The following is an 18,070-nucleotide window of genomic DNA, read 5'->3' on the forward strand; positions in this document are numbered from 1 at the left end:
TTCGCCTGACCGAGGATTGGTGCGTAAAGGGCACGTCTTCATGATTATTCCAGCCGCACTGTTTCCTGCCGGCGGGTGCGTTGTTACCGTATTGGAAAAAATACGAGAATGAGCAGGCATACAGGCAGATGAGAACGGGCATTGGCGGCACGTTTGTTGTTTCCTGGTCGCAGACCGAAATCGATGGCCTTCCGGCCGCGCCGGCGAACGCTTTGGATGTGGGCGCGTCGTGGTGCTGGCATGGCGATGCTGTGCGGGTGGATGGCCCGGCCGGGGTGTTGCGTCAGGATTTGGCAGACAGTGCAGAAGATTTGCGGCGCCGTGCTGCACGTTCAGTGCGCAGGCTGGTCGGTGCTGCCGTTCAGAATCGCACCGATGTGCATGCGATTCAGGTGGACGAGCCACTAATGGACCGCAGCTTTGTCGTGACCAATGGGGTTCAAAGTTTCACTGTCACCCTGATCGAAACCGGGCAGGGCAAGCGCCCGCTTCTGATGTTCATGGATAAGCTGCCGCCGCGCGGTGCAGATATGTGGGTGGTCAGCCACGCCCTGAACGCCCGTCCGGACCAGCCTCCGGGCAGCACCGGGGTGATCTGCTTTACCCCCGGAACCCTGATCGCCACCCCGAACGGCCCGAAACCGGTGGAACAGCTGCGCGAAGGCGAAAGGGTTCAGACCCGCGACAACGGCGCCCAGGAAATCCTGTGGATCGGCTCCCGCCGGGTCAGCGGCGCTCGGCTTTACGTGATGCCGCGGCTGCGTCCGGTCCGCATCCACGCAGGCGCCCTGGGAATCGACCGCCCGGAACAGGAGCTGCTGGTGTCCCCCGGCCACCGGATGCTGCTGCGCGGCGCGCGTGTGCGGGAGCTGTTCAACACGCCGGAAGTTCTGGTCGCGGCCGGCGATCTGGTCAACGGCCGCACCATCCTGCCTGATACCTCGGTGCGCGAAGTCTCCTATATCCATCTGATGCTGGCCAGTCATCAGGTGCTCTGGGCTAACGGGGTAGAAACAGAGAGCTTCCACCCGTCAAACGCCTCCCTTACAGCACTCAGCGACGCAGACAGGGCGCGCCTGTTCCGCCTGCAGCCGGATCTGCAGCGCGACCCGCTGTCCTACGGCCCTCATGCCCGCCGCAACCTCAGCGCCTCAGAGGCCGCCATTCTGGGGCATGATGCCGCGTAGGGCAGGCAGCTAGCCTGTCCCGCAAGCGGATTTTCCTGCCAAACAGGCAAACGCCGTGTTGACTCTGCGCCATCCCCCTATATAAGCGCGGCTTCATTGGTGTTGGTGGCCCCCGCGAGGGGATCCCTGTCATGCCGCAAGGCAAGAGGACAACGCCCTTCGAAACCTTAAACGAAGGAGATCAGCCGTGACCAAACGCACGTCTGCCAAGTACAAAATCGACCGCCGCATGGGCGAAAACATCTGGGGCCGTCCGAAGTCCCCGGTCAACCGCCGCGACTACGGCCCGGGCCAGCACGGCCAGCGCCGCAAGGGCAAACTGTCCGACTTCGGCATTCAGCTGCGCGCCAAGCAGAAGCTCAAGGGCTACTATGGCGACCTGACCGAGAAGCAGTTCCGCCGCATCTACGGCGAAGCCGTGCGTGTTTCCGGCGACACCGGTGAAAACCTGATCGGCCTGCTCGAGCGCCGCCTGGACGCTGTCGTCTACCGCGCCAAGTTCGTGGCAACCGTTTTTGCGGCCCGCCAGTTCGTCAACCACGGCCACGTGACCGTGAACGGCAAGCGCGTGAACATCCCCTCCTACCGCGTGAAAGAGGGTGACGTGATCGAGGTCCGTGACAAATCCAAGCAGATGGTTGCCGTTCTGGAAGCCGTCCAGCTGGCTGAGCGCGATGTGCCCGATTACATCGAAGCCGACCACTCCAAGATGACCGCAACCTTCGTGCGCACCCCGTCCCTGGGCGACGTGCCGTACCCGGTTATGATGGAACCGAACCTGGTCGTCGAATTCTACGCCAAGAACTAAGCCTGCTGCCCAAGGGGCATCTGGCGGAAGGGCTGTCCTGCGGGGCAGCCCTTTTTCTTTGCCGGTCTGCCGGGCCAGCACCGCACGGGGCGGGCCTCTCCAAAAGCGGTGGCCCGGCAGGGCCATTGGGTCTATCCTGATCCGAAACGACAGGGAGCGACCAATGAATTTCTTGATCAAAGCAGCCGCTGCGGCGGGGCTCACGGTTCTGGCGGCGGCGGCAGGCGCGGCACCGCTGAAACTCACACCTGCAAACCCGCAACCCTCCGGCGTCAAGCCCGGGCTTGCGGTGGTCTACGCCTATCCTCAGGATGTTAAATCACTGGCTGAGGCCTCCTCCGCGCTGAAGATCAGCAGCGAACCGGGGCGCCCGATTGCCGGGCTGGACAACCGCGATACTGAGGAAGGGCAGAACACGCTGACCTCCAAGCGGCCGATGCATGTGGCCGCGCGCATTACCGGCTACGTGAAACTGGATACTCCCGGCGTCCACAACATCGACTTCCTGACCAACGACGGGCTGCTTGCCAAAATCGGCGGCCAGGTGGTGGGCGAATTCGACGGCCGCCAGTCCTGCGACAGCACCATCGTGACCCGGGTCGAGGTGCCCTCGGCCGGCTGGTATCCGGTCGATATCCTCTACTTCCAGCGCCTGGGCACTGCCTGTCTGCACATGCGCATGGGCCCGGACGGCAAGCGCCCGAAATGGATGAAGGACAGCGCCTTCGGGCACTGACAGCCTTGGCCGCGGGGCAGGGGGCTGACCCCTGCCAGCATCCTCACAACGGCAGCGGTCGGCCTTCGGCAATGGCCTCCATCGCGAAATAGGAGGTGACGCTGTCCAGCTCCACGCCTGAGATCAGCCGCTGATAGACCTTGTCGTAGCTGGCCATGTCCTCGGTCACCACTTTCAGCTGATAATCGTAATCGCCGCCGATGCGGTGAAAATCCACCACCTCAGGAATGGTCAGCACATGGCGGCGGAATTTCTGCAGCCAGTCCGCCGAATGGTGCCGGGTGCGCAGCAGCACGAACACCACCAGATCCAGCCCCAGCTGCTTGCGGTCCAGCCGCGCAGTGGACCCCTTCAATAGGCCGCTCTCGTTCAGCGCCTTCAGCCGCCGCCAGCAGGCGTTCTGCGACAGCCCCACTTTGTCCGCCAGCTCCCGCTGCGACAGACTGGCGTCCTGTTGCAGGGCGCGCAGGATGGCGCGATCAATACTGTCTGCATTTTTGCTCATTATGCGATCATATGACACAAATGTAGCGCAATCCACTCAGTAATTGATTAAGTTTCCGCGCTAAATTCCGTTCATTGTGTCTCAACAGATTTCGGAGGCGCGACATGACCCTGGCAGCATTCAAACAGACAATCCGGCAAGCGGCACAGGACGGCGCTCTGGGCCGCAGTGTCATCGGCGACGGCGTGATGATCCCCGGTCTGGATGGCGACGTGCCGCTGGTCTATGCCGATTACGTCGCCTCCGGCCGCGCGCTGCGCCAGGTGGAGGACTTTGTGGCGGACCAGGTACTGCCGTTCTACGCCAATTCCCATACGGAGGCCTCCTACTGCGGTACCCGGATGACCCGCCTGCGCCGCGAGGCGCGCAGCGAAATCGCCCGCATCACTGGCGCCACGGCACAGGATGCGGTGATCTTCACCGGCTCGGGCGCAACTGCGGGCCTCAACCGTCTGGTTAGCCTGTTTGGCGTGAATGAGGCCGCCCGGCCGGTTGTCTTCATCGGCCCCTATGAGCACCACTCCAACATCCTGCCCTGGCGCGAAAGCAAGGCCGAGGTGGTCGAGATCCCCGAAGCGCCAGAGGGCGGGCCGGATCTGGCGGTGCTGGAACTTGCGCTGAAACAGCACGCGGACAGCGACCTGAAGATCGGCAGCTTCTCTGCCGCCTCCAACGTGACCGGCATCGTCACCGCTCCCGACGCCATCAGCTGCGTGCTGCACACGCATGGCGCGCTTGCTGTCTGGGACTACGCAGGCGGCGGTCCCTATCTGCCCATCGATATGGGCGCCATGGGGGGCGAGCGTAAGGACGCCGTCGTGGTTTCGCCGCACAAATTCCCGGGCGGCCCCGGTGCCTCTGGCGTGCTGATCGTCAACCAGACCGCCGTACGCCGCCGCTGCCCGTCCTGGCCTGGCGGCGGCACCGTCAGCTTTGTGTCTCCCTGGCGCCATGAATACAGCCAGGATCTGGCCGCCCGCGAGGAGGCCGGCACCCCCAATGTGATCGGCGACATCCGCGCAGCACTGGCCTTTCTGGTTAAGGAGGCCGTAGGCCAGGAGCAGATCGAGGCCCGCGAGGCCAAGTTCGCGCAGATGGCATGGGAAGGCTGGTCCGCCAATCCGCGCTTGCGCATCCTCGGCCACCGCGATGCGCACCGGCTGCCGATCTTCTCCTTCCTGGTCTCCGACGGCGATGGCAACCCGGTGCACCAGCAATTGTTCACCCGCATGCTGAGCGACGTCTACGGCATCCAGGCCCGCGGCGGCTGCGCCTGCGCCGGCCCCTATGCACACCGTTTGCTGGGCATCAGCCAGCCGGAATCGGAAACCCTGTTTGCCGACCTGCAGGCAGGTGAGGAAATGAAGAAACCCGGCTGGGTGCGGCTCAACTTCTCCTACCTGATGGCGGAGGAGACAGCACAGCACATCATCGATTGCGTCAATGAGCTGACGTTGAAGGCGGGGGAGATCGCGGCCCGTTACGACGCCGACCCGCAGACCGCGCGGTTCAAGGTGCAGGCGGCCTAGGCCAACCGCACCGGGTGCTTTCCTGCCGCAGGAAAGCACCTCACATGCTTGTGACATGTAGGCAGGCTCCCGCCGCATTTAAAGGGGGAAAGTCTATTCCAAATCCCCCGCGACGGAACCGCATCGCCATGGCACGCTTGAACCAGTAGTTAATTGGTTGGAGCAATCACATGGCTCTCAAGCTTTCCGCCCCTGTCGGCGACAAGAAACGGATTACCAAGCCGGACCCGAAAACCGGCGAAAGCAAATTCAAACCGGTCAAGAACGCCCCTGCAGATGTCGAACTGGTCCGTCTGATGCTCAAGGCAAACGGCTATTCTGTCGATATCAGCACCAAATGCGACGCCGGGCTGATCAAGACCATCAAGGATTTCCAGAAAAAGAAACTGGGGTTCAAGAAACCCGACGGTATTGTCGATCCGGGCATGCGCACTTGGAACGCAGGTCTGCCGAAACTGGCCGCTCAATATGCGGCGGACACCAAGATCGAACGGGTTGAGGTTGTCGAGAACGGCAAGACCAAGATGATAACGGTGGCGGAGTATGAAGCCGGACAGGAGGAACTGCGCCGCAAGCTGCTGGCGAAGGCCAACATGATGTACGGCCAGGCGGAATCCTGGGTCGATTTCTGCAACGAGGTTGAGAACACCCGCCAGGGCAACGAAACCTTCCTGAATGCGCTGACCGAATTTGCCGTCAGCGTGGTCAACGACAAGACCGATCCGCCCTGGACACCGATCCTCAACGCCCGCTCCGAGGCAAGCTTCCTCAAGACCCTGACCAGCAAGAAGAAGCCGGACTGGAAAAAGGTCTACAAGCAGGACGTCAAGGCGTCCAAGGCCTATAATAAGGGCGGCAAGGCTTTCAAAAAGTTCATTGACCAGCGCATCAGCACTGCAGGCGCCATTGTCTGGAAACTGGAGGTTGTGCGCGAGGTGTCCTTTGCTGTGGTCGAAACCTATATGACCGCGCGTCTGGTGGCGACCAAGGGCATGTCCCCGGCCAAGGCCCACGCCATTGCCGCTGCCAGCACCGAGGCGCTGAAATCCAGTGCCGGGCAGCTGGGTGAGCACCTGGCGGGCAACAAGGTGACTTGGGACGGCGCCGCCAAGAAGGTGTTCATCGACAGCTTTATCGCGGGCCTTGCGGGGGCGGCGGGCGGCAAGCTGACTGCCAAGCTGTCCGCAGGCCTTGCCGATGACTTGGCCAAGGCCGCGGCGTCAAAACTCTCCCGCGAGATGCCGAAGAAGGCGGTCAAAGTCTTCTTTGAGAAGTTTCTGAAATCCAAAGCCGGCGAAGCCATGGTGACAGAGGCGCTGAAGGAAACCATCGGCCTGGCCAAACCGCTGATTGAAAAGGGCCGCCCGCCCAACACCAAGGAGATCAAGGAAAGCATCGCCAAGATTCTGACCGCCGGCATCATGTCCGCAGGCGCGGGCAAGGCGCTGGACAAATTCTCTTCTGGTTTCACGTCGGGCGCAGAGAAGTTCCTCAAGACCAAGCTGGCACCCGCCGCAATGGAGGGGGCAGTGAAAAAGGACCTGATAGCCAAATACGGCACCAAGGCCACCGAGGACTTCATCAAGCTGCACGGTGACGCGGTCTATGGCGAGATTGCCAAGCAAATCTCCGGCAAGACGCTCAGCAAATACGCGGGCGAGGCTCTGAACAGTGCCGATGGCTCGCAATCAGCCTCAACCATGCAGAAACAGGCCAACGAGGCGATGCGCAAGGACATGGAGCTGCGTAAGCAGATCCAGAAAATCATCATGGCCGAGGCCAAGCGCAAAATGCCCAAGACTGCGGCCGCGCATTAACGCGGGCCCGCGGACTGCGGCAGGCTGCTGCTGGGGGGCGGCGGCGCAGGGGAAGCATCATCTTGGTGCTTCCCCGCCAGCGTTTGGGCCGTTATGACGGGTTGGAATTAAGGAGCCCGTATTATGACCCAACTCACACCGCAGCCCGGTATCATGGACATCGCTCTGTACCAGGGCGGGGCTGCCCATGTGAAAGGGGTGAGCAATGTTGTGAAGCTCTCCTCGAACGAGAACCCCCTTGGCCCCAGCCCGCGCGCCGTCCAGGCGATGCAGGACGCGGCGGCCAATATGCACCGCTATCCCAGCTCGGACCACGCGGCGCTGCGGCAGGCAATCGGCGAGGTTCACGGGCTGGAGCCGGAGCAGATCATCTGCGGCGCCGGCAGCGACGAGATCATCGCCTTCCTGTGCCAGGCCTATGCCGGCCCGGGGGATGAAGTGCTCTATACCGAACACGGCTTTGCCATGTACCGCATCAGCGCCCTGGCCGCCGGGGCCACTCCGGTGGAGGTGAAGGAACGCGAGCGTGTCACCGACGTGGACGCGCTGCTGGCGGGCTGCACCGCCAGAACCAAGCTGGTCTTCATCGCCAACCCGAATAACCCCACCGGCACCATGATCAGCGAGGCGGAGGTAGCCCGTCTGGCCGACGGCCTTCCCGCGGGCGCGCTCCTGGTGCTCGACGGGGCCTATGCCGAATATGTCGACGGCTTTGATGCAGGCGCGGCCGTGATTGCCTCCCGCAGCAACGTCTTCATGACCCGCACCTTCTCCAAGATCTACGGGTTGGGCGGGGCCCGGATCGGCTGGGGCTACGGCCCCAAAGAGATCATCAGCGTGCTGAACCGGGTGCGCGGCCCATTTAACGTCTCCAGCACCGCGCTGGCAGGGGCCGAGGCATCGGTGCGCGACACGGACTATGTTGATCTTTGCCGCGCTGAAAACGCCAAATGGCGCGCCTGGCTGGCGGGTGCGCTGGCGGAACTCGGCGTGCCCTCGGATGTGTCCAGCACCAACTTCATCCTGGCCCGCTTCTCCAGCCAGGCAGAGGCGGAGGCCTGCGATCTTTATCTGCAGGCCCAAGGGCTGATCGTGCGCCGGGTGGCGGGCTACAACCTGCCCACTGCGCTACGCATCACCATCGGCGACGAGGACTCCTGCCGCCGCATCGCGCTAGGTGTCAAGGCATTCAAAGAGGGCCAGGCATGAGCGAGCAAGTTTACGGCCGCGTCGCGCTGATCGGCCTGGGCCTGATTGCATCCTCAATGTTCTGGGCGATGAAGCGCGCAGGGCTTGCAGGTGAGGTCACCGGCTATGCCCGCAGCGCCGAAACCCGCGAAACCGCCCGCCGCATAGGTCTTTGCGACCGCGTCTGCGACAGCGCACGTGACGCTGTGCAGGATGCCGATCTGGTGGTGCTTTGTGTCCCCGTCGGTGCCATGGGACCGGTGATGGAGGATATCGCGCCGGTGCTGAAACCCGGTGCCACGGTCTCGGATGTGGGCTCGGTCAAACGCCATGTGATCGAGGCTGTGCAGCCGCATATCCCCGCGGGCGTGCATTTCGTGCCCGCCCACCCGCTGGCAGGGACTGAGCACTCCGGCCCGGAATCCGGCTTTGCCGAACTGTTCGATAACCGCTGGTCGCTGCTGGTCCCGGTTGAGGGCACCGACCCTGAGGCCACCGCACGCCTGCGTGCGCTGTGGGAAGGCATGGGCGCTCATGTCGACGAGATGGATGCCGACCACCACGATCTGGTGCTGGCCGTCACCTCGCACACACCGCACCTGATTGCCTATACGATGGTGGGCGTTGCCGACGACCTGCGCCGGGTGACCGACAGCGAGGTGATCAAGTATTCCGCCGCCGGTTTCCGCGACTTCACCCGGATTGCTGCCTCGGATCCTACCATGTGGCGCGATGTGTTTCTCACTAACAAGGACGCCACGCTGGAAATCCTTGGCCGCTTCACGGAGGAACTCTTTGCCCTGCAGCGCGCCATCCGCACCGGCGACGGGCAGCACCTGCACGATTACTTCACCCGCACCCGCGCGATCCGCCGCGGCATCATCGAGGCCGGCCAGGACACCGACGCGCCGGACTTTGGCCGGGGGCAAAAGAAATGATCCGCGCGGGCGTGCTGATACTGGCAGCATTTTTTGGCGGGACCGCGCTGGCCGCGGCGCCGGATACCTCGATGACGCCGCCCGCACGCCCAGCGGAAAATGCAGGGCCGAAGCCGGCAGCGGCTCCGGTACCCGGCATGCGGCCCGTGTCCCGCCCGCAATCGGAACAGCGCCTGGCGGCAGCCGCCCGCCCCGCAGAACTGCCGTTGCTGGCACCCGGTGCCTCGCTTATGCCCTCGGCCCGCCCGGACAGCCTGGCAGAGCAGGTGCTGTTCAAACGACGCAAGCTGCGCAAGGGCTCAGTCTGCGGCGACATTGACATACAGGGCGACAGCGTCGGCCATGTCTCCGGCACGCTGCCCGGCTGCGGTGCCAAGGACGCGGTGCGGGTGCGCGAGATTGCCGGAGTGCGCCTTAGCCAGGCCTCGCTGATGACCTGCAACACTGCCCGCGCGCTGAAGACCTGGATCAACCGCGAAGTCGAAACCGCCTTTGGCCGCCGTAACAAGGTGGTAGGCTTGCGTGTCGCCGCGCATTACGCCTGCCGCACGCGCAACAACCGCCCCGGTGCCAAGATCTCCGAACACGGCAAGGGCCGGGCGATCGATATCTCCGGCTTCACCCTCGCCAGCGGCGAGACTGTCACCGTGCTGCGCGGCTGGCAGACCCGCAAGACCCGCAAGAAGCTGAAAAAGATCTGGCGTGCCGCCTGCGGCCCCTTCGGCACCGTGCTGGGGCCAGAGGCCGACCGCTATCATAAGGACCACTTCCACCTGGACGTGGCGCGCCACCGCGGCGGCTCCTACTGCCGCTAAGGGCTGCGGTTTCACCTGACCCCTATTCTTCTTCTGGCCAAAAAAATCCCGGAGCGCGAGGCAGCGCCTCGCATATACGTCTTCGGCCGGATACGGGCCGGCGCTTGGCCTAGCGGATGATCAGCCGTGGCGCGTGGCCCAGAGGCAGCGGTCCAAGCGTCACATAGCCCTCCGCAAATCCCAGCGTGATATTCAGATTGCGGGGACTGCCGCTGGTTTCGGCCAGCAGCCCCAGCACCCGCTCCACCGTGCCGCGCAGCGCCGGAGCCAGGACGCCGCTGCGTTCGGCCATCAGCACCAGCCCGCGCCAGTTCTCCGCCTGCAGCGCAATTTCGCCCTCGGGCAGCCCCTGTTCGTCGACATTCAGCGCGCCTGTCGCTTTGAGGCGCAAGTCGCCCCAGCGGGCGTCGGCCAGCTTCAGATCGATCCGGCGCGGCTGCGGCCGCCGCTGTTCCAGCGCAGTCCGGTCCCAGGGCGCATCAAAACCCACGGTCATGTCCAGCGCCAGCGTGTCGAACCGCTCTGGCAGCGGCGCGCTGGCGGCCAGAAGCCGCCGCCAGGCAGCGCGCGGCGCGAACTCTCTGGCGTCCGCAGTGACCAAATAAACCCCGGTACGGTCCGTCTGCGCCATACGCAGGTCCAGCGCCGCGCCGCTCAGCACCGTTTCACCGCCGCGGGATATCTGCCAGCTGTCCGCCACGGCGGCCATCTGCTCCAGCTCCAGCGCCACGCCCGGCTTCAGGTGCAGGCTGGCCTGCAGCCCGTCCGCGGCAATCACCGCGGTCTGGTCGAAATAGGACAGCCGCTGCGCCGTTTCCGGGAAATGCAGCTCCAGCCGGCCTGGCCAGGCGGCGGGGCTGTCCAGCTCCAGCCAGTCCGCCCGCCAGGCGGCACCGGTGCGGGGATCCGCAAGGGCAGGGCGGCTGATCCGGGTCTGGTGCCGGAACGGATAGCCCCGGGTTTCCAGCACCGAATACTCCGCCTGCCAGCCCCGCTGCTCCTGCACATCGAACCAGCCTGCAATGCCGTTTTTCAGCCCCCAGGCCGCGGCCCCCCAATAAAGGCTCCACACCAGCAGGGCGGCAATCAGCAGTTTCGCCAGGCGCATTGGAAAGCCTCTTTTGTCCGGATCAGGATTGCTGTTTATAGGGAGGGCACGAAAAGGGCCAGATGACATGACCATGTGGGTATTCGGATACGGATCGCTTCTTTGGAACCCGGGCTTCCCGGTGGCGCGGCGCGAGGTGGCGGTGCTGCACGGCTATGCGCGGTCCTTCTGCATGTCCTCGATCCATCACCGCGGCAGCGAAGAAAAGCCCGGCCTGGTGCTGGCGCTGGACGAGACCGAAGACGCCCATTGCAAGGGCATCGCCCTAGCGGTGGAGGCTGGCCACGAAGAGCAGACCCTTGCAGACCTGCGCGAGCGCGAACTGATTTCCTCTGCCTATCTGGAGCGCGATCTGGAGGTGGAACTGGCCGATGGCTCCGTTGTCACGGCGGTTACCTATGTGATCGACCCGCACCACGTGCAGTATTGCGGCAGCCTCAGCCTTGAGGAGCAGGCCCAGATCATCGCCCATGCGGTTGGCGGGCGCGGCCCCAATACAGAATACCTTTACAACACGGCGGAGCATCTGGCTGAGATCGGCCTGCACGACAATGATCTCGACTGGCTGGCGGGCAGGGTGCGGGAAATCACCGCATAAAGCCTTGGCGGTTCTGACACTTTGCTTATAGGCTGCGGACGCAATACGAGCAGTCAAAAAGAGTCAGGAGCCAAGCAATATGGCGCAGCCAGACCGCAAGACCCGGCCGCAGTTCTCCCAGCCGGTGCGGCAGATCATCATGATGCTGATCGCACTGGGGCTATCGGGGTTCGGCGCCTTTGTGGCGCTGCCGCGGGTGCTGCCGGTGTTCCAGGCCAATCCGTGGCTCAACGGGTTCATCGTCTTTGTCTTTGTGATCGGCGTCTTGGCCTGCTTCTGGCAGGTGGTGCAGTTGATCGGTTCGGTGCGCTGGATCGAACGCTTCGCCGCTGGCGACAATCAGGAGCACCGCCGCCCGCCGTCAATACTGGCGCCGCTGGCTTCGCTCCTGGGCTCACGCAGCGCGCGGATGCAGCTGGGCTCCTCTTCCACCCGCTCCATTCTGGACTCGGTCGCCAGCCGCATCGACGAAGACCGGGAGATCACACGTTACATCGTCAACCTTCTGATTTTCCTGGGCCTTCTGGGTACCTTCTATGGCCTGGCCACCACCGTACCCGCGGTTGTCGACACCATCCGCAGCCTGGCGCCGCAAGAAGGGGAAGAAGGCCTGTCTGTCTTCAACCGCCTGATGACAGGTCTTGAGGCGCAGCTGGGCGGCATGGGCGTGGCCTTCGCCTCCTCGCTGCTGGGCCTTGCCGGATCGCTGATCGTCGGCCTGCTGGAGCTGTTCGCAGGCCACGGCCAGAACCGTTTCTACCGCGAGCTGGAGGAATGGCTGTCCTCCATCACCCGCGTCAGCTTCTCCTCAGGCGAGGATGGCGCCGGCGACAGCGGCGTGGTCTCGCAGGTGCTCGATACCATGGCTGAGCAGATGGAGATGCTGCAGGAGATGTTTGTTGAGACCGCCGAAGGCCGCGCGGCGGTGGATCAGCGGCTCACGGAGCTTGTGGAGACCATCCAGGAGATGAACCGCCGCCAGGAGCAGACGGGCACCATCACCGCGGCGTTGGACCGGGTCGCGGTGGGGCAGGAGGCGTTAACCGAGATCCTGCGCAGCCAAAGCGAGCAAGGCGGCATCGATGCCGAAAGCCGGATGCGCCTGCGCTCGATTGACGTGCAGATGCTGCGCATCCTCGAGGAAATTTCCGCAGGCCGCCAGGAAAGCCTGGCTGAGCTGCGCAAGGACATCGACCTGATGATCAAGGCCTTTGCCCGCCCGCGCGGATTGTCCCGCGGCGGCCGGCCGGACCGGGGCGCGGGGGAGTAACCGATGGCCCTTTCCCGGCGCACAGGACAGCGGTTCCAGGCCTCTATATGGCCCGGCTTTGTTGATGCGATGACCGGGCTTTTGCTGGTGCTGATGTTCGTGCTGACCATCTTTATGGTGGTGCAGTTCGTGCTGCGCGAAACCATCACCGGCCAGGAAAGCCAGCTGGATGAGCTGTCGGCCGAAGTCAGCGCGCTGGCCTCCGCCCTGGGGCTGGAGGAGCGCGAGAACAGGCGCCTGAACGCCCGGATGGGGGCGCTGACCTCGACTCTGAACACTGCCGAACAAGATCTGGCGCAGGCCCGCAGCCTGATCACCACTTTGACCGCAGAACGCGACCGCCAGGCCGGAGAACTGGCCGAAGCCGCCAGCCGCATCACCAGTTTCGAGGCGCAGGTGGCCGCCCTGATCGCCAGCCGCGACGCCGCTCAGGCGCGGGTTGCGGATCTGGACACCGAACGCGAAACCCTCGAAGCCGCCCGCGCCGCACTTCTCAGCGAGCAGGAGGCCCTGAACCTGGCGCTGGCCCAGGCCCGCGGCGAGATCGACGCCCAAACCGAAGCTGCCCGGCTGGCGGCAGCCGAGCGCGAGGCGATGGAAGCACTGATTGCCAGCCTGAAGGCCGAAGAAGCTGCGAAAACCGAAGAAATCGCCGGGCTTCAGGAACAGCTGAGCGCGGAGGAAGCCGCCCGGCTGGTGGAGGCCGCCGCTGCTGAAGCCCTGCGCGAAAAGCTCCAGTCTGCGGACGCAGAATTGACCGCGATGACTTTGGCACTGGAGGCGCAGCGGCAGCAGGCAGAGGACACCCTGACCCTGCTGGCGGCGGCAGAGGCAGCAAAGAAACAGCTGGATGCGCAGATATCGGAGCTGGAGGCCGCCCGGGCGGAGTCCGACGCCGAGGCCGGACAGCTGGCAGCAGAGCTGGCTGAGGCCAAGGCTGCCCTCGCTGCAGCGGACACCCAGGCAGAGGAACTGGACGTGCTGCGCCAGCGCCTGCTGGCAGCGGTAGGCGCACAGGAGACGGCAGAGGCCGCCGCCTCCGAACAGCTCAGCCGGGCTGAAGAACGCGCCGCTCTGCTGGCGCAGGCGCGGGACGCCTTGTCGAAAGAGCAGGCGGTGTCAGAGGAAGCCCGCCGCGAAACCGCGTTGCTCAATCAGCAGGTCGCGGCTCTGCGCGAGCAGCTGGGCGGGCTGCAGGCCATTCTGGACGACTACCAGGCCCGCGACACGGCGCAGCAGGTGCAGCTGCAGAACCTGGGCCAGGACCTGAATGCGGCCCTGGCCCGCGCCGCCTCGGAAGAGCGCAAGCGGCGGCTTCTGGAAGAACAGGAACGCAAGCGGCTTGAGGCGGAGGCGGCAGTGCTCGCCACCAAGGCGCAGGATCTGGAGCGCTACCGCTCCGAGTTCTTCGGTCGGCTGCGCGATCTCCTCGGCACGCAAGAGGGCGTGCGGATCCAGGGCGACCGCTTTGTCTTTGCCTCCGAAGTGCTGTTCACCCCGGGCAGCGCCACCCTGTCGCCTGAGGGCCGCGTGGAAATTGCCAAGGTGGTGTCGATCCTGCAAAGCGTGGTGGCGGCGATCCCGCCGGAAATCAACTGGATCATACGGGTCGACGGGCATACCGACAGCACGCCCTTGGGGACGCATCCGAAATTTGCCGACAACTGGGAACTTAGCCAGGGCCGGGCACTGTCGGTGGTGCGCTATATGGTCGAGGCGCTGGGCGTGCCGCCCTCGCGTCTGGCAGCCAACGGCTTTGGGGAATACCAGCCCGTCAACCCTGCGGACACGCCAGAGGCCCGCGCGCAGAACCGGCGGATCGAGTTGAAATTCACAGAGAAATGAACCGGGCCACCGCCCTGTCAGACCGGTTTTATTACCCCGTGCCGGCCAGCCTGTCAGCCGCCGCGGAGTGCAACCCGCTTCACTAATGGAGACAAGCTACTAGTTACACGCGGGTTGCGGCCCCACCGGGCAGCAGGGCTAGCTATAAACTATTGCAGGCGCGGGAAAAATCAAATCCAGCCAGCAGATTTCCGGCCGTGGCGCGGCTGGCCGGTGCGGCGGCGGCTCCCGCCCGGCGCCAATCCGCCCTGCCAGGGCGGCTGCGCCCGTTGGGCCGGGCAGCCGCTGCGCGGCTGCAGAGCGCAAGGTTACTGGGTATCCGGATTTGCAGGGGCGGTGATTTCCATGCTGCGGACGAGGCGGCCGACCTCCTGCCCGTCCCTGAGCAGCCGGGCGATGCCGGTATAGCTGCCCGCGGGCCACTGGCCGCCGCGCAGGCGCCGCCCGGCGGCGCGGAAAAACTGCGCCTGGTTCTTGTTCAGCGCCTCGCTGTGGGAGACGAATTCCCCTCCGGGTCCGGTCACGGTCAGCTCCAGCGTGTCGCCGGCCTGGCCGCCAAAGGCATAGGCCCAGAACACAAAGGCGGGCGCGTCCGCGGCCAGCGGCGCCTCATTGGCAAGCCCGGACTTGACGGCATCGTACTCCGGCACCGCGGTGCCGAAGCCCGCCCCCATGACCCCGCCGGGCTGATAGGCCGGCGGATCCGCCCAGAGCGTGCTGCCATCCCCGGTGCCGCAGGTTTCCAGCGCCAGCGGGGCAAAAGGGTCCACCACCGCGCCGTCCTTGCGCACCGACAGGTGCAGATGCGGGAATTGGGTTTTGCCGGACAGCCCGACCTCGCCCAGCACATCTCCGGCTTTCACCTTCTCGCCGCTTTCCACCCGGACGGAACCGCGCTTCATGTGGCAGTACTGGGTTTCCCAGCCGCCGCCGTGACGCAGCACTACGCCGTTGCCGCATTCCTTGCCCTCAAACCCAGCGGCATTCTTGGGCGTGGCATACTGGTCCGCCATCGTGTTGCGGGTGCCCAGCACCACGCCGTCAGCCGCCGCGCGCACCTGCACGCCGGCCTGCATGTCCGACAGAAAGGGCAGGGCGAAATCGGTGCCCTTGTGGCCGTCGTAGCTGAGCGTGCCGCAGGTGAAATCGCGCGCGCCGGGGCCAGGGTCGCGGTCCACAAACTGCTGAATGTGGCAGGTCTCGCCCAGGGTGCAATCCAGCGGCAACTGCAAGCGTAAATCGCCCGCCGCGGCGGGCGCGGCGAGCGGTAATGTGGCTAGTAGCGTCGCGAGACGCATCAGTCCGCGGTCAGCAGCGGCGGTTTGTCCCCGGAAATCCGCGGCTTGCCCGGCCCTTCCAGGCGCAGGTCCAGTTTGCCGTCCTTGATGCCGACCTTGACGACGCCGCCTTTGGTCAGCTTGCCGAACAGCAGCTCTTCTGCCAGCGGCTTCTTGATGTGCTCTTGGATCACCCGGCCCAGGGGACGCGCGCCCATGCGGTCGTCATAGCCCTTGTCGGCCAGCCATTCGGCCGCCTTGCGGGTCAGCTCGATGGAGACGTTGCGGTCCATCAGCTGCGCTTCCAGCTGGAGGACGAACTTCTCGACCACCTGCAGGATCACTTCCTTGCCGAGCGGCGCAAAGGAGATCACCGCATCCAGGCGGTTGCGGAACTCCGGCGTGAAGGTGCGCTCAATGGCGGCGGTGTCCTCGCCCTCGCGGCGGTCGCGGCCAAAGCCGATGGCAGCCTTTGCCATGTCGGAGGCGCCCGCGTTGGAGGTCATGATCAGGATCACGTTGCGGAAATTGACCGTCCGGCCGTTGTGGTCGGTCAACTGGCCGTTATCCATCACCTGCAAGAGGATGTTATAGACATCCGGGTGCGCCTTCTCGATCTCATCCAGCAGCAGCACGCAGTGCGGGTGCTGGTCGACACCGTCGGTCAAAAGGCCGCCCTGGTCGAACCCGACATAGCCCGGCGGCGCGCCGATCAGGCGGGAGACCGCGTGTTTCTCCATGTATTCCGACATATCGAAACGCAGCAGTTCCACCCCCAACTGGTCCGCCAGCTGCTTGGCCACTTCGGTCTTGCCGACGCCGGTGGGGCCTGCAAACAGGTAGTTGCCGATCGGCTTCTCCGGCTCGCGCAGGCCGGCACGGGCCAGCTTGATGGCGCTCGACAGGGCGGTGATGGCATCGTCCTGGCCGAACACAACGCGCTTCAGCGAACGTTCCAGGTCCTTCAGCACCTCGGCATCGTCCTTGGAGACGTTCTTGGGCGGGATGCGGGCGATCTTCGCTACAACAGCCTCGATCTCCTTGACGCCGATGGTCTTGCGGCGCTTGCTTTCGATGACCAGATGCTGCGCGGCGCCGGCCTCGTCGATGACGTCGATCGCCTTGTCCGGCAGCTTGCGGTCATTGATATAACGCGCCGACAGCTCCACCGCGGATTTGATTGCATCGCCGGTGAACTTGATGCCGTGATGCTCCTCAAAATAGGGTTTCAGCCCCTTCAGGATCTCAATCGAGTCTTCGACCGTCGGCTCGTTCACGTCGATCTTCTGGAACCGGCGGCTCAGCGCGCGGTCTTTCTCGAAATGCTGGCGGAACTCCTTGTAGGTGGTGGAGCCCATGGTGCGCAGCTTGCCGCCCTGCAGGGCAGGCTTCAGCAGGTTGGACGCATCCATCGCACCGCCAGAGGTGGCACCGGCACCGATCACGGTATGGATCTCATCGATGAACAGCACCGCGTCCGGGTGGTCCTCCAGCTCGGTGACCACGGCCTTCAGCCGTTCCTCGAAATCGCCGCGGTAACGGGTGCCTGCCAGCAGCGCACCCATGTCGAGCGAGTAGATGGTGGTTTCCGACAGGATTGCCGGGGTTTCGCCGGAGACAATGCGGCGCGCCAGGCCTTCCGCGATGGCGGTCTTGCCGACACCGGGGTCGCCCACCAGCAGCGGATTGTTCTTGCGGCGGCGGCACAGCACCTGGATGCAGCGCTCCACCTCGTGGTCGCGGCCGATCAGCGGGTCGATATCGCCGTCGCGGGATTTGGCGTTCAGATCGACGCAGTATTTGGCCAGCGCCGACTCCTTTTTCTCGCCCTCGGGGGCGGTGGTCAGGTTGTCCTCTTCCTGCTCCGTCGCGCCGCTCACCGGGCGGGATTCCCCGTAGGCCGGGTCCTTGGCAACACCATGGGCGATGAAGTTCACCGCGTCATAGCGGGTCATCTCCTGATCCTGCAGGAAATAGGCGGCATCGCTTTCGCGTTCGGCAAAGATGGCGACCAGCACATTCGCCCCCGTTACCTCAGTGCGGCCAGAGCTTTGCACGTGGATCGCGGCGCGTTGGATGACGCGCTGGAAGGCGGCGGTCGGCACCGCCTCGGATCCGTCGATATCGGTCACAAGGTTGGCAAGATCCTCATCCACGAATTCCACCAGAGAGGATCGCAGTTCGGTCAGGTCGACGCTGCAGGCGCGCATTACGCGGGCCGCGTCGGGCTCGTCGATCAGGGCCAGAAGCAGGTGTTCCAGGGTTGCGAATTCATGACGGCGTTCATTCGCCAGCGCCAGCGCTGCGTGAATGGCCTGTTCCAGGGTGCTCGAGAATGAAGGCACGGGCGTGCTCCTCTGATCTTGGGTTGGCCGGTGGGGCGGTATTAACCAACCCCTCAGTTCAACCATGTGCTTATAAGGTTAGAGTTTGGTTGATAGCGCGCCGG

General features: G+C 64.5%; 15 protein-coding genes. 11 read left to right on the plus strand and 4 right to left on the minus strand.

Annotated elements, in window-relative coordinates; genetic code table 11:
* The first annotated feature begins 128 nt into the window (after nt 1-128).
* The 3 genes from AC5STB_RS12845 (at nt 129) to AC5STB_RS12855 (ending at nt 2,731) form a co-directional block, all read left to right on the plus strand.
* Nucleotides 129-1,187, plus strand: coding sequence for a Hint domain-containing protein (locus AC5STB_RS12845; protein WP_495443207.1), 1,059 nt, complete (start codon nt 129-131; stop codon nt 1,185-1,187).
* 187 nt (nt 1,188-1,374) lie between these two features.
* Complete coding sequence (rpsD, locus tag AC5STB_RS12850; protein ID WP_495443208.1) at nt 1,375-1,995, plus strand: 30S ribosomal protein S4; 621 nt, start codon at nt 1,375-1,377, stop codon at nt 1,993-1,995.
* 163 nt (nt 1,996-2,158) lie between these two features.
* Complete coding sequence (locus AC5STB_RS12855; protein ID WP_495443209.1) at nt 2,159-2,731, plus strand: PA14 domain-containing protein; 573 nt, start codon at nt 2,159-2,161, stop codon at nt 2,729-2,731.
* A 43-nt stretch (nt 2,732-2,774) separates the two neighbouring features.
* Here AC5STB_RS12855 and AC5STB_RS12860 read toward each other — a convergent pair whose 3' ends face one another.
* Nucleotides 2,775-3,236 carry an Lrp/AsnC family transcriptional regulator gene (locus AC5STB_RS12860; RefSeq protein ID WP_495443210.1) on the minus strand — a complete coding sequence of 154 codons (462 nt, stop codon included), beginning with the start codon at nt 3,234-3,236 and terminating at the stop codon, nt 2,775-2,777.
* A gap of 104 nt (nt 3,237-3,340) precedes the next feature.
* Here AC5STB_RS12860 and AC5STB_RS12865 point away from each other — a divergent pair, with 104 nt between their 5' ends.
* From AC5STB_RS12865 to AC5STB_RS12885, 5 genes are all read left to right on the plus strand, one after another.
* Nucleotides 3,341-4,765: an aminotransferase class V-fold PLP-dependent enzyme gene (locus tag AC5STB_RS12865; protein WP_495443211.1), complete on the plus strand. Its 1,425-nt coding sequence runs from the start codon at nt 3,341-3,343 to the stop codon at nt 4,763-4,765.
* 170 nt (nt 4,766-4,935) lie between these two features.
* Nucleotides 4,936-6,582 (plus strand): peptidoglycan-binding protein, encoded by a 1,647-nt coding sequence (locus AC5STB_RS12870; RefSeq protein ID WP_495443212.1) that lies wholly within the window; start codon nt 4,936-4,938, stop codon nt 6,580-6,582.
* A 123-nt stretch (nt 6,583-6,705) separates the two neighbouring features.
* Nucleotides 6,706-7,791 carry a histidinol-phosphate transaminase gene (hisC, locus tag AC5STB_RS12875; RefSeq protein ID WP_495443213.1) on the plus strand — a complete coding sequence of 362 codons (1,086 nt, stop codon included), beginning with the start codon at nt 6,706-6,708 and terminating at the stop codon, nt 7,789-7,791.
* On the plus strand, nt 7,788-8,708 hold the full coding sequence (locus AC5STB_RS12880; RefSeq protein WP_495443214.1) for a prephenate/arogenate dehydrogenase family protein: 921 nt from the start codon (nt 7,788-7,790) through the stop codon (nt 8,706-8,708). Before hisC ends, AC5STB_RS12880 begins: the two co-directional genes overlap by 4 nt.
* The gene (locus AC5STB_RS12885; protein ID WP_495443215.1) at nt 8,705-9,523 is read left to right on the plus strand and encodes an extensin-like domain-containing protein; all 819 of its coding nucleotides are present in this window, start codon (nt 8,705-8,707) and stop codon (nt 9,521-9,523) included. The genes AC5STB_RS12880 and AC5STB_RS12885 overlap by 4 nt, the downstream gene beginning before the upstream one ends.
* Before the next feature lie 109 nt (nt 9,524-9,632).
* On the opposite strand, the gene AC5STB_RS12890 is transcribed toward AC5STB_RS12885, so the two are convergent.
* Nucleotides 9,633-10,631 (minus strand): DUF2125 domain-containing protein, encoded by a 999-nt coding sequence (locus AC5STB_RS12890; RefSeq protein ID WP_495443216.1) that lies wholly within the window; start codon nt 10,629-10,631, stop codon nt 9,633-9,635.
* A gap of 67 nt (nt 10,632-10,698) precedes the next feature.
* Here AC5STB_RS12890 and AC5STB_RS12895 point away from each other — a divergent pair, with 67 nt between their 5' ends.
* The 3 genes from AC5STB_RS12895 to AC5STB_RS12905 all read left to right on the plus strand — a co-directional run bounded on the left by AC5STB_RS12895 (nt 10,699) and on the right by AC5STB_RS12905 (nt 14,344).
* Nucleotides 10,699-11,229 (plus strand): gamma-glutamylcyclotransferase, encoded by a 531-nt coding sequence (locus AC5STB_RS12895; RefSeq protein WP_495443217.1) that lies wholly within the window; start codon nt 10,699-10,701, stop codon nt 11,227-11,229.
* 79 nt (nt 11,230-11,308) lie between these two features.
* Nucleotides 11,309-12,499 (plus strand): biopolymer transporter ExbB, encoded by a 1,191-nt coding sequence (locus tag AC5STB_RS12900; protein ID WP_495443218.1) that lies wholly within the window; start codon nt 11,309-11,311, stop codon nt 12,497-12,499.
* 3 nt (nt 12,500-12,502) lie between these two features.
* Nucleotides 12,503-14,344, plus strand: coding sequence for a peptidoglycan -binding protein (locus AC5STB_RS12905; protein WP_495443219.1), 1,842 nt, complete (start codon nt 12,503-12,505; stop codon nt 14,342-14,344).
* 308 nt (nt 14,345-14,652) lie between these two features.
* Here the strand turns inward: AC5STB_RS12905 and AC5STB_RS12910 are convergent, their stop codons facing one another.
* Both AC5STB_RS12910 and clpA read right to left on the minus strand, forming a co-directional pair.
* Complete coding sequence (locus AC5STB_RS12910; protein WP_495443220.1) at nt 14,653-15,642, minus strand: M23 family metallopeptidase; 990 nt, start codon at nt 15,640-15,642, stop codon at nt 14,653-14,655.
* Nucleotides 15,642-17,966 carry an ATP-dependent Clp protease ATP-binding subunit ClpA gene (gene clpA, locus AC5STB_RS12915; RefSeq protein ID WP_495443221.1) on the minus strand — a complete coding sequence of 775 codons (2,325 nt, stop codon included), beginning with the start codon at nt 17,964-17,966 and terminating at the stop codon, nt 15,642-15,644. The genes AC5STB_RS12910 and clpA overlap by 1 nt, the downstream gene beginning before the upstream one ends.
* Nucleotides 17,967-18,070 lie beyond the last annotated feature (104 nt).

This window comes from Leisingera sp. CC-HEC093 (genome assembly GCF_059429195.1).

Coding starts and splice junctions, on each gene's coding strand:
- AC5STB_RS12845 (WP_495443207.1), top strand. CDS start 129: ATGAGAACGGGCATTGGCGGCACGTTTGTTGTTTCCTGGTCGCAGACC.
- AC5STB_RS12855 (WP_495443209.1), top strand. CDS start 2,159: ATGAATTTCTTGATCAAAGCAGCCGCTGCGGCGGGGCTCACGGTTCTG.
- AC5STB_RS12860 (WP_495443210.1), bottom strand. CDS start 3,236: ATGAGCAAAAATGCAGACAGTATTGATCGCGCCATCCTGCGCGCCCTG.
- AC5STB_RS12865 (WP_495443211.1), top strand. CDS start 3,341: ATGACCCTGGCAGCATTCAAACAGACAATCCGGCAAGCGGCACAGGAC.
- AC5STB_RS12870 (WP_495443212.1), top strand. CDS start 4,936: ATGGCTCTCAAGCTTTCCGCCCCTGTCGGCGACAAGAAACGGATTACC.
- hisC (WP_495443213.1), top strand. CDS start 6,706: ATGACCCAACTCACACCGCAGCCCGGTATCATGGACATCGCTCTGTAC.
- AC5STB_RS12880 (WP_495443214.1), top strand. CDS start 7,788: ATGAGCGAGCAAGTTTACGGCCGCGTCGCGCTGATCGGCCTGGGCCTG.
- AC5STB_RS12885 (WP_495443215.1), top strand. CDS start 8,705: ATGATCCGCGCGGGCGTGCTGATACTGGCAGCATTTTTTGGCGGGACC.
- AC5STB_RS12890 (WP_495443216.1), bottom strand. CDS start 10,631: ATGCGCCTGGCGAAACTGCTGATTGCCGCCCTGCTGGTGTGGAGCCTT.
- AC5STB_RS12895 (WP_495443217.1), top strand. CDS start 10,699: ATGACCATGTGGGTATTCGGATACGGATCGCTTCTTTGGAACCCGGGC.
- AC5STB_RS12900 (WP_495443218.1), top strand. CDS start 11,309: ATGGCGCAGCCAGACCGCAAGACCCGGCCGCAGTTCTCCCAGCCGGTG.
- AC5STB_RS12905 (WP_495443219.1), top strand. CDS start 12,503: ATGGCCCTTTCCCGGCGCACAGGACAGCGGTTCCAGGCCTCTATATGG.
- AC5STB_RS12910 (WP_495443220.1), bottom strand. CDS start 15,642: ATGCGTCTCGCGACGCTACTAGCCACATTACCGCTCGCCGCGCCCGCC.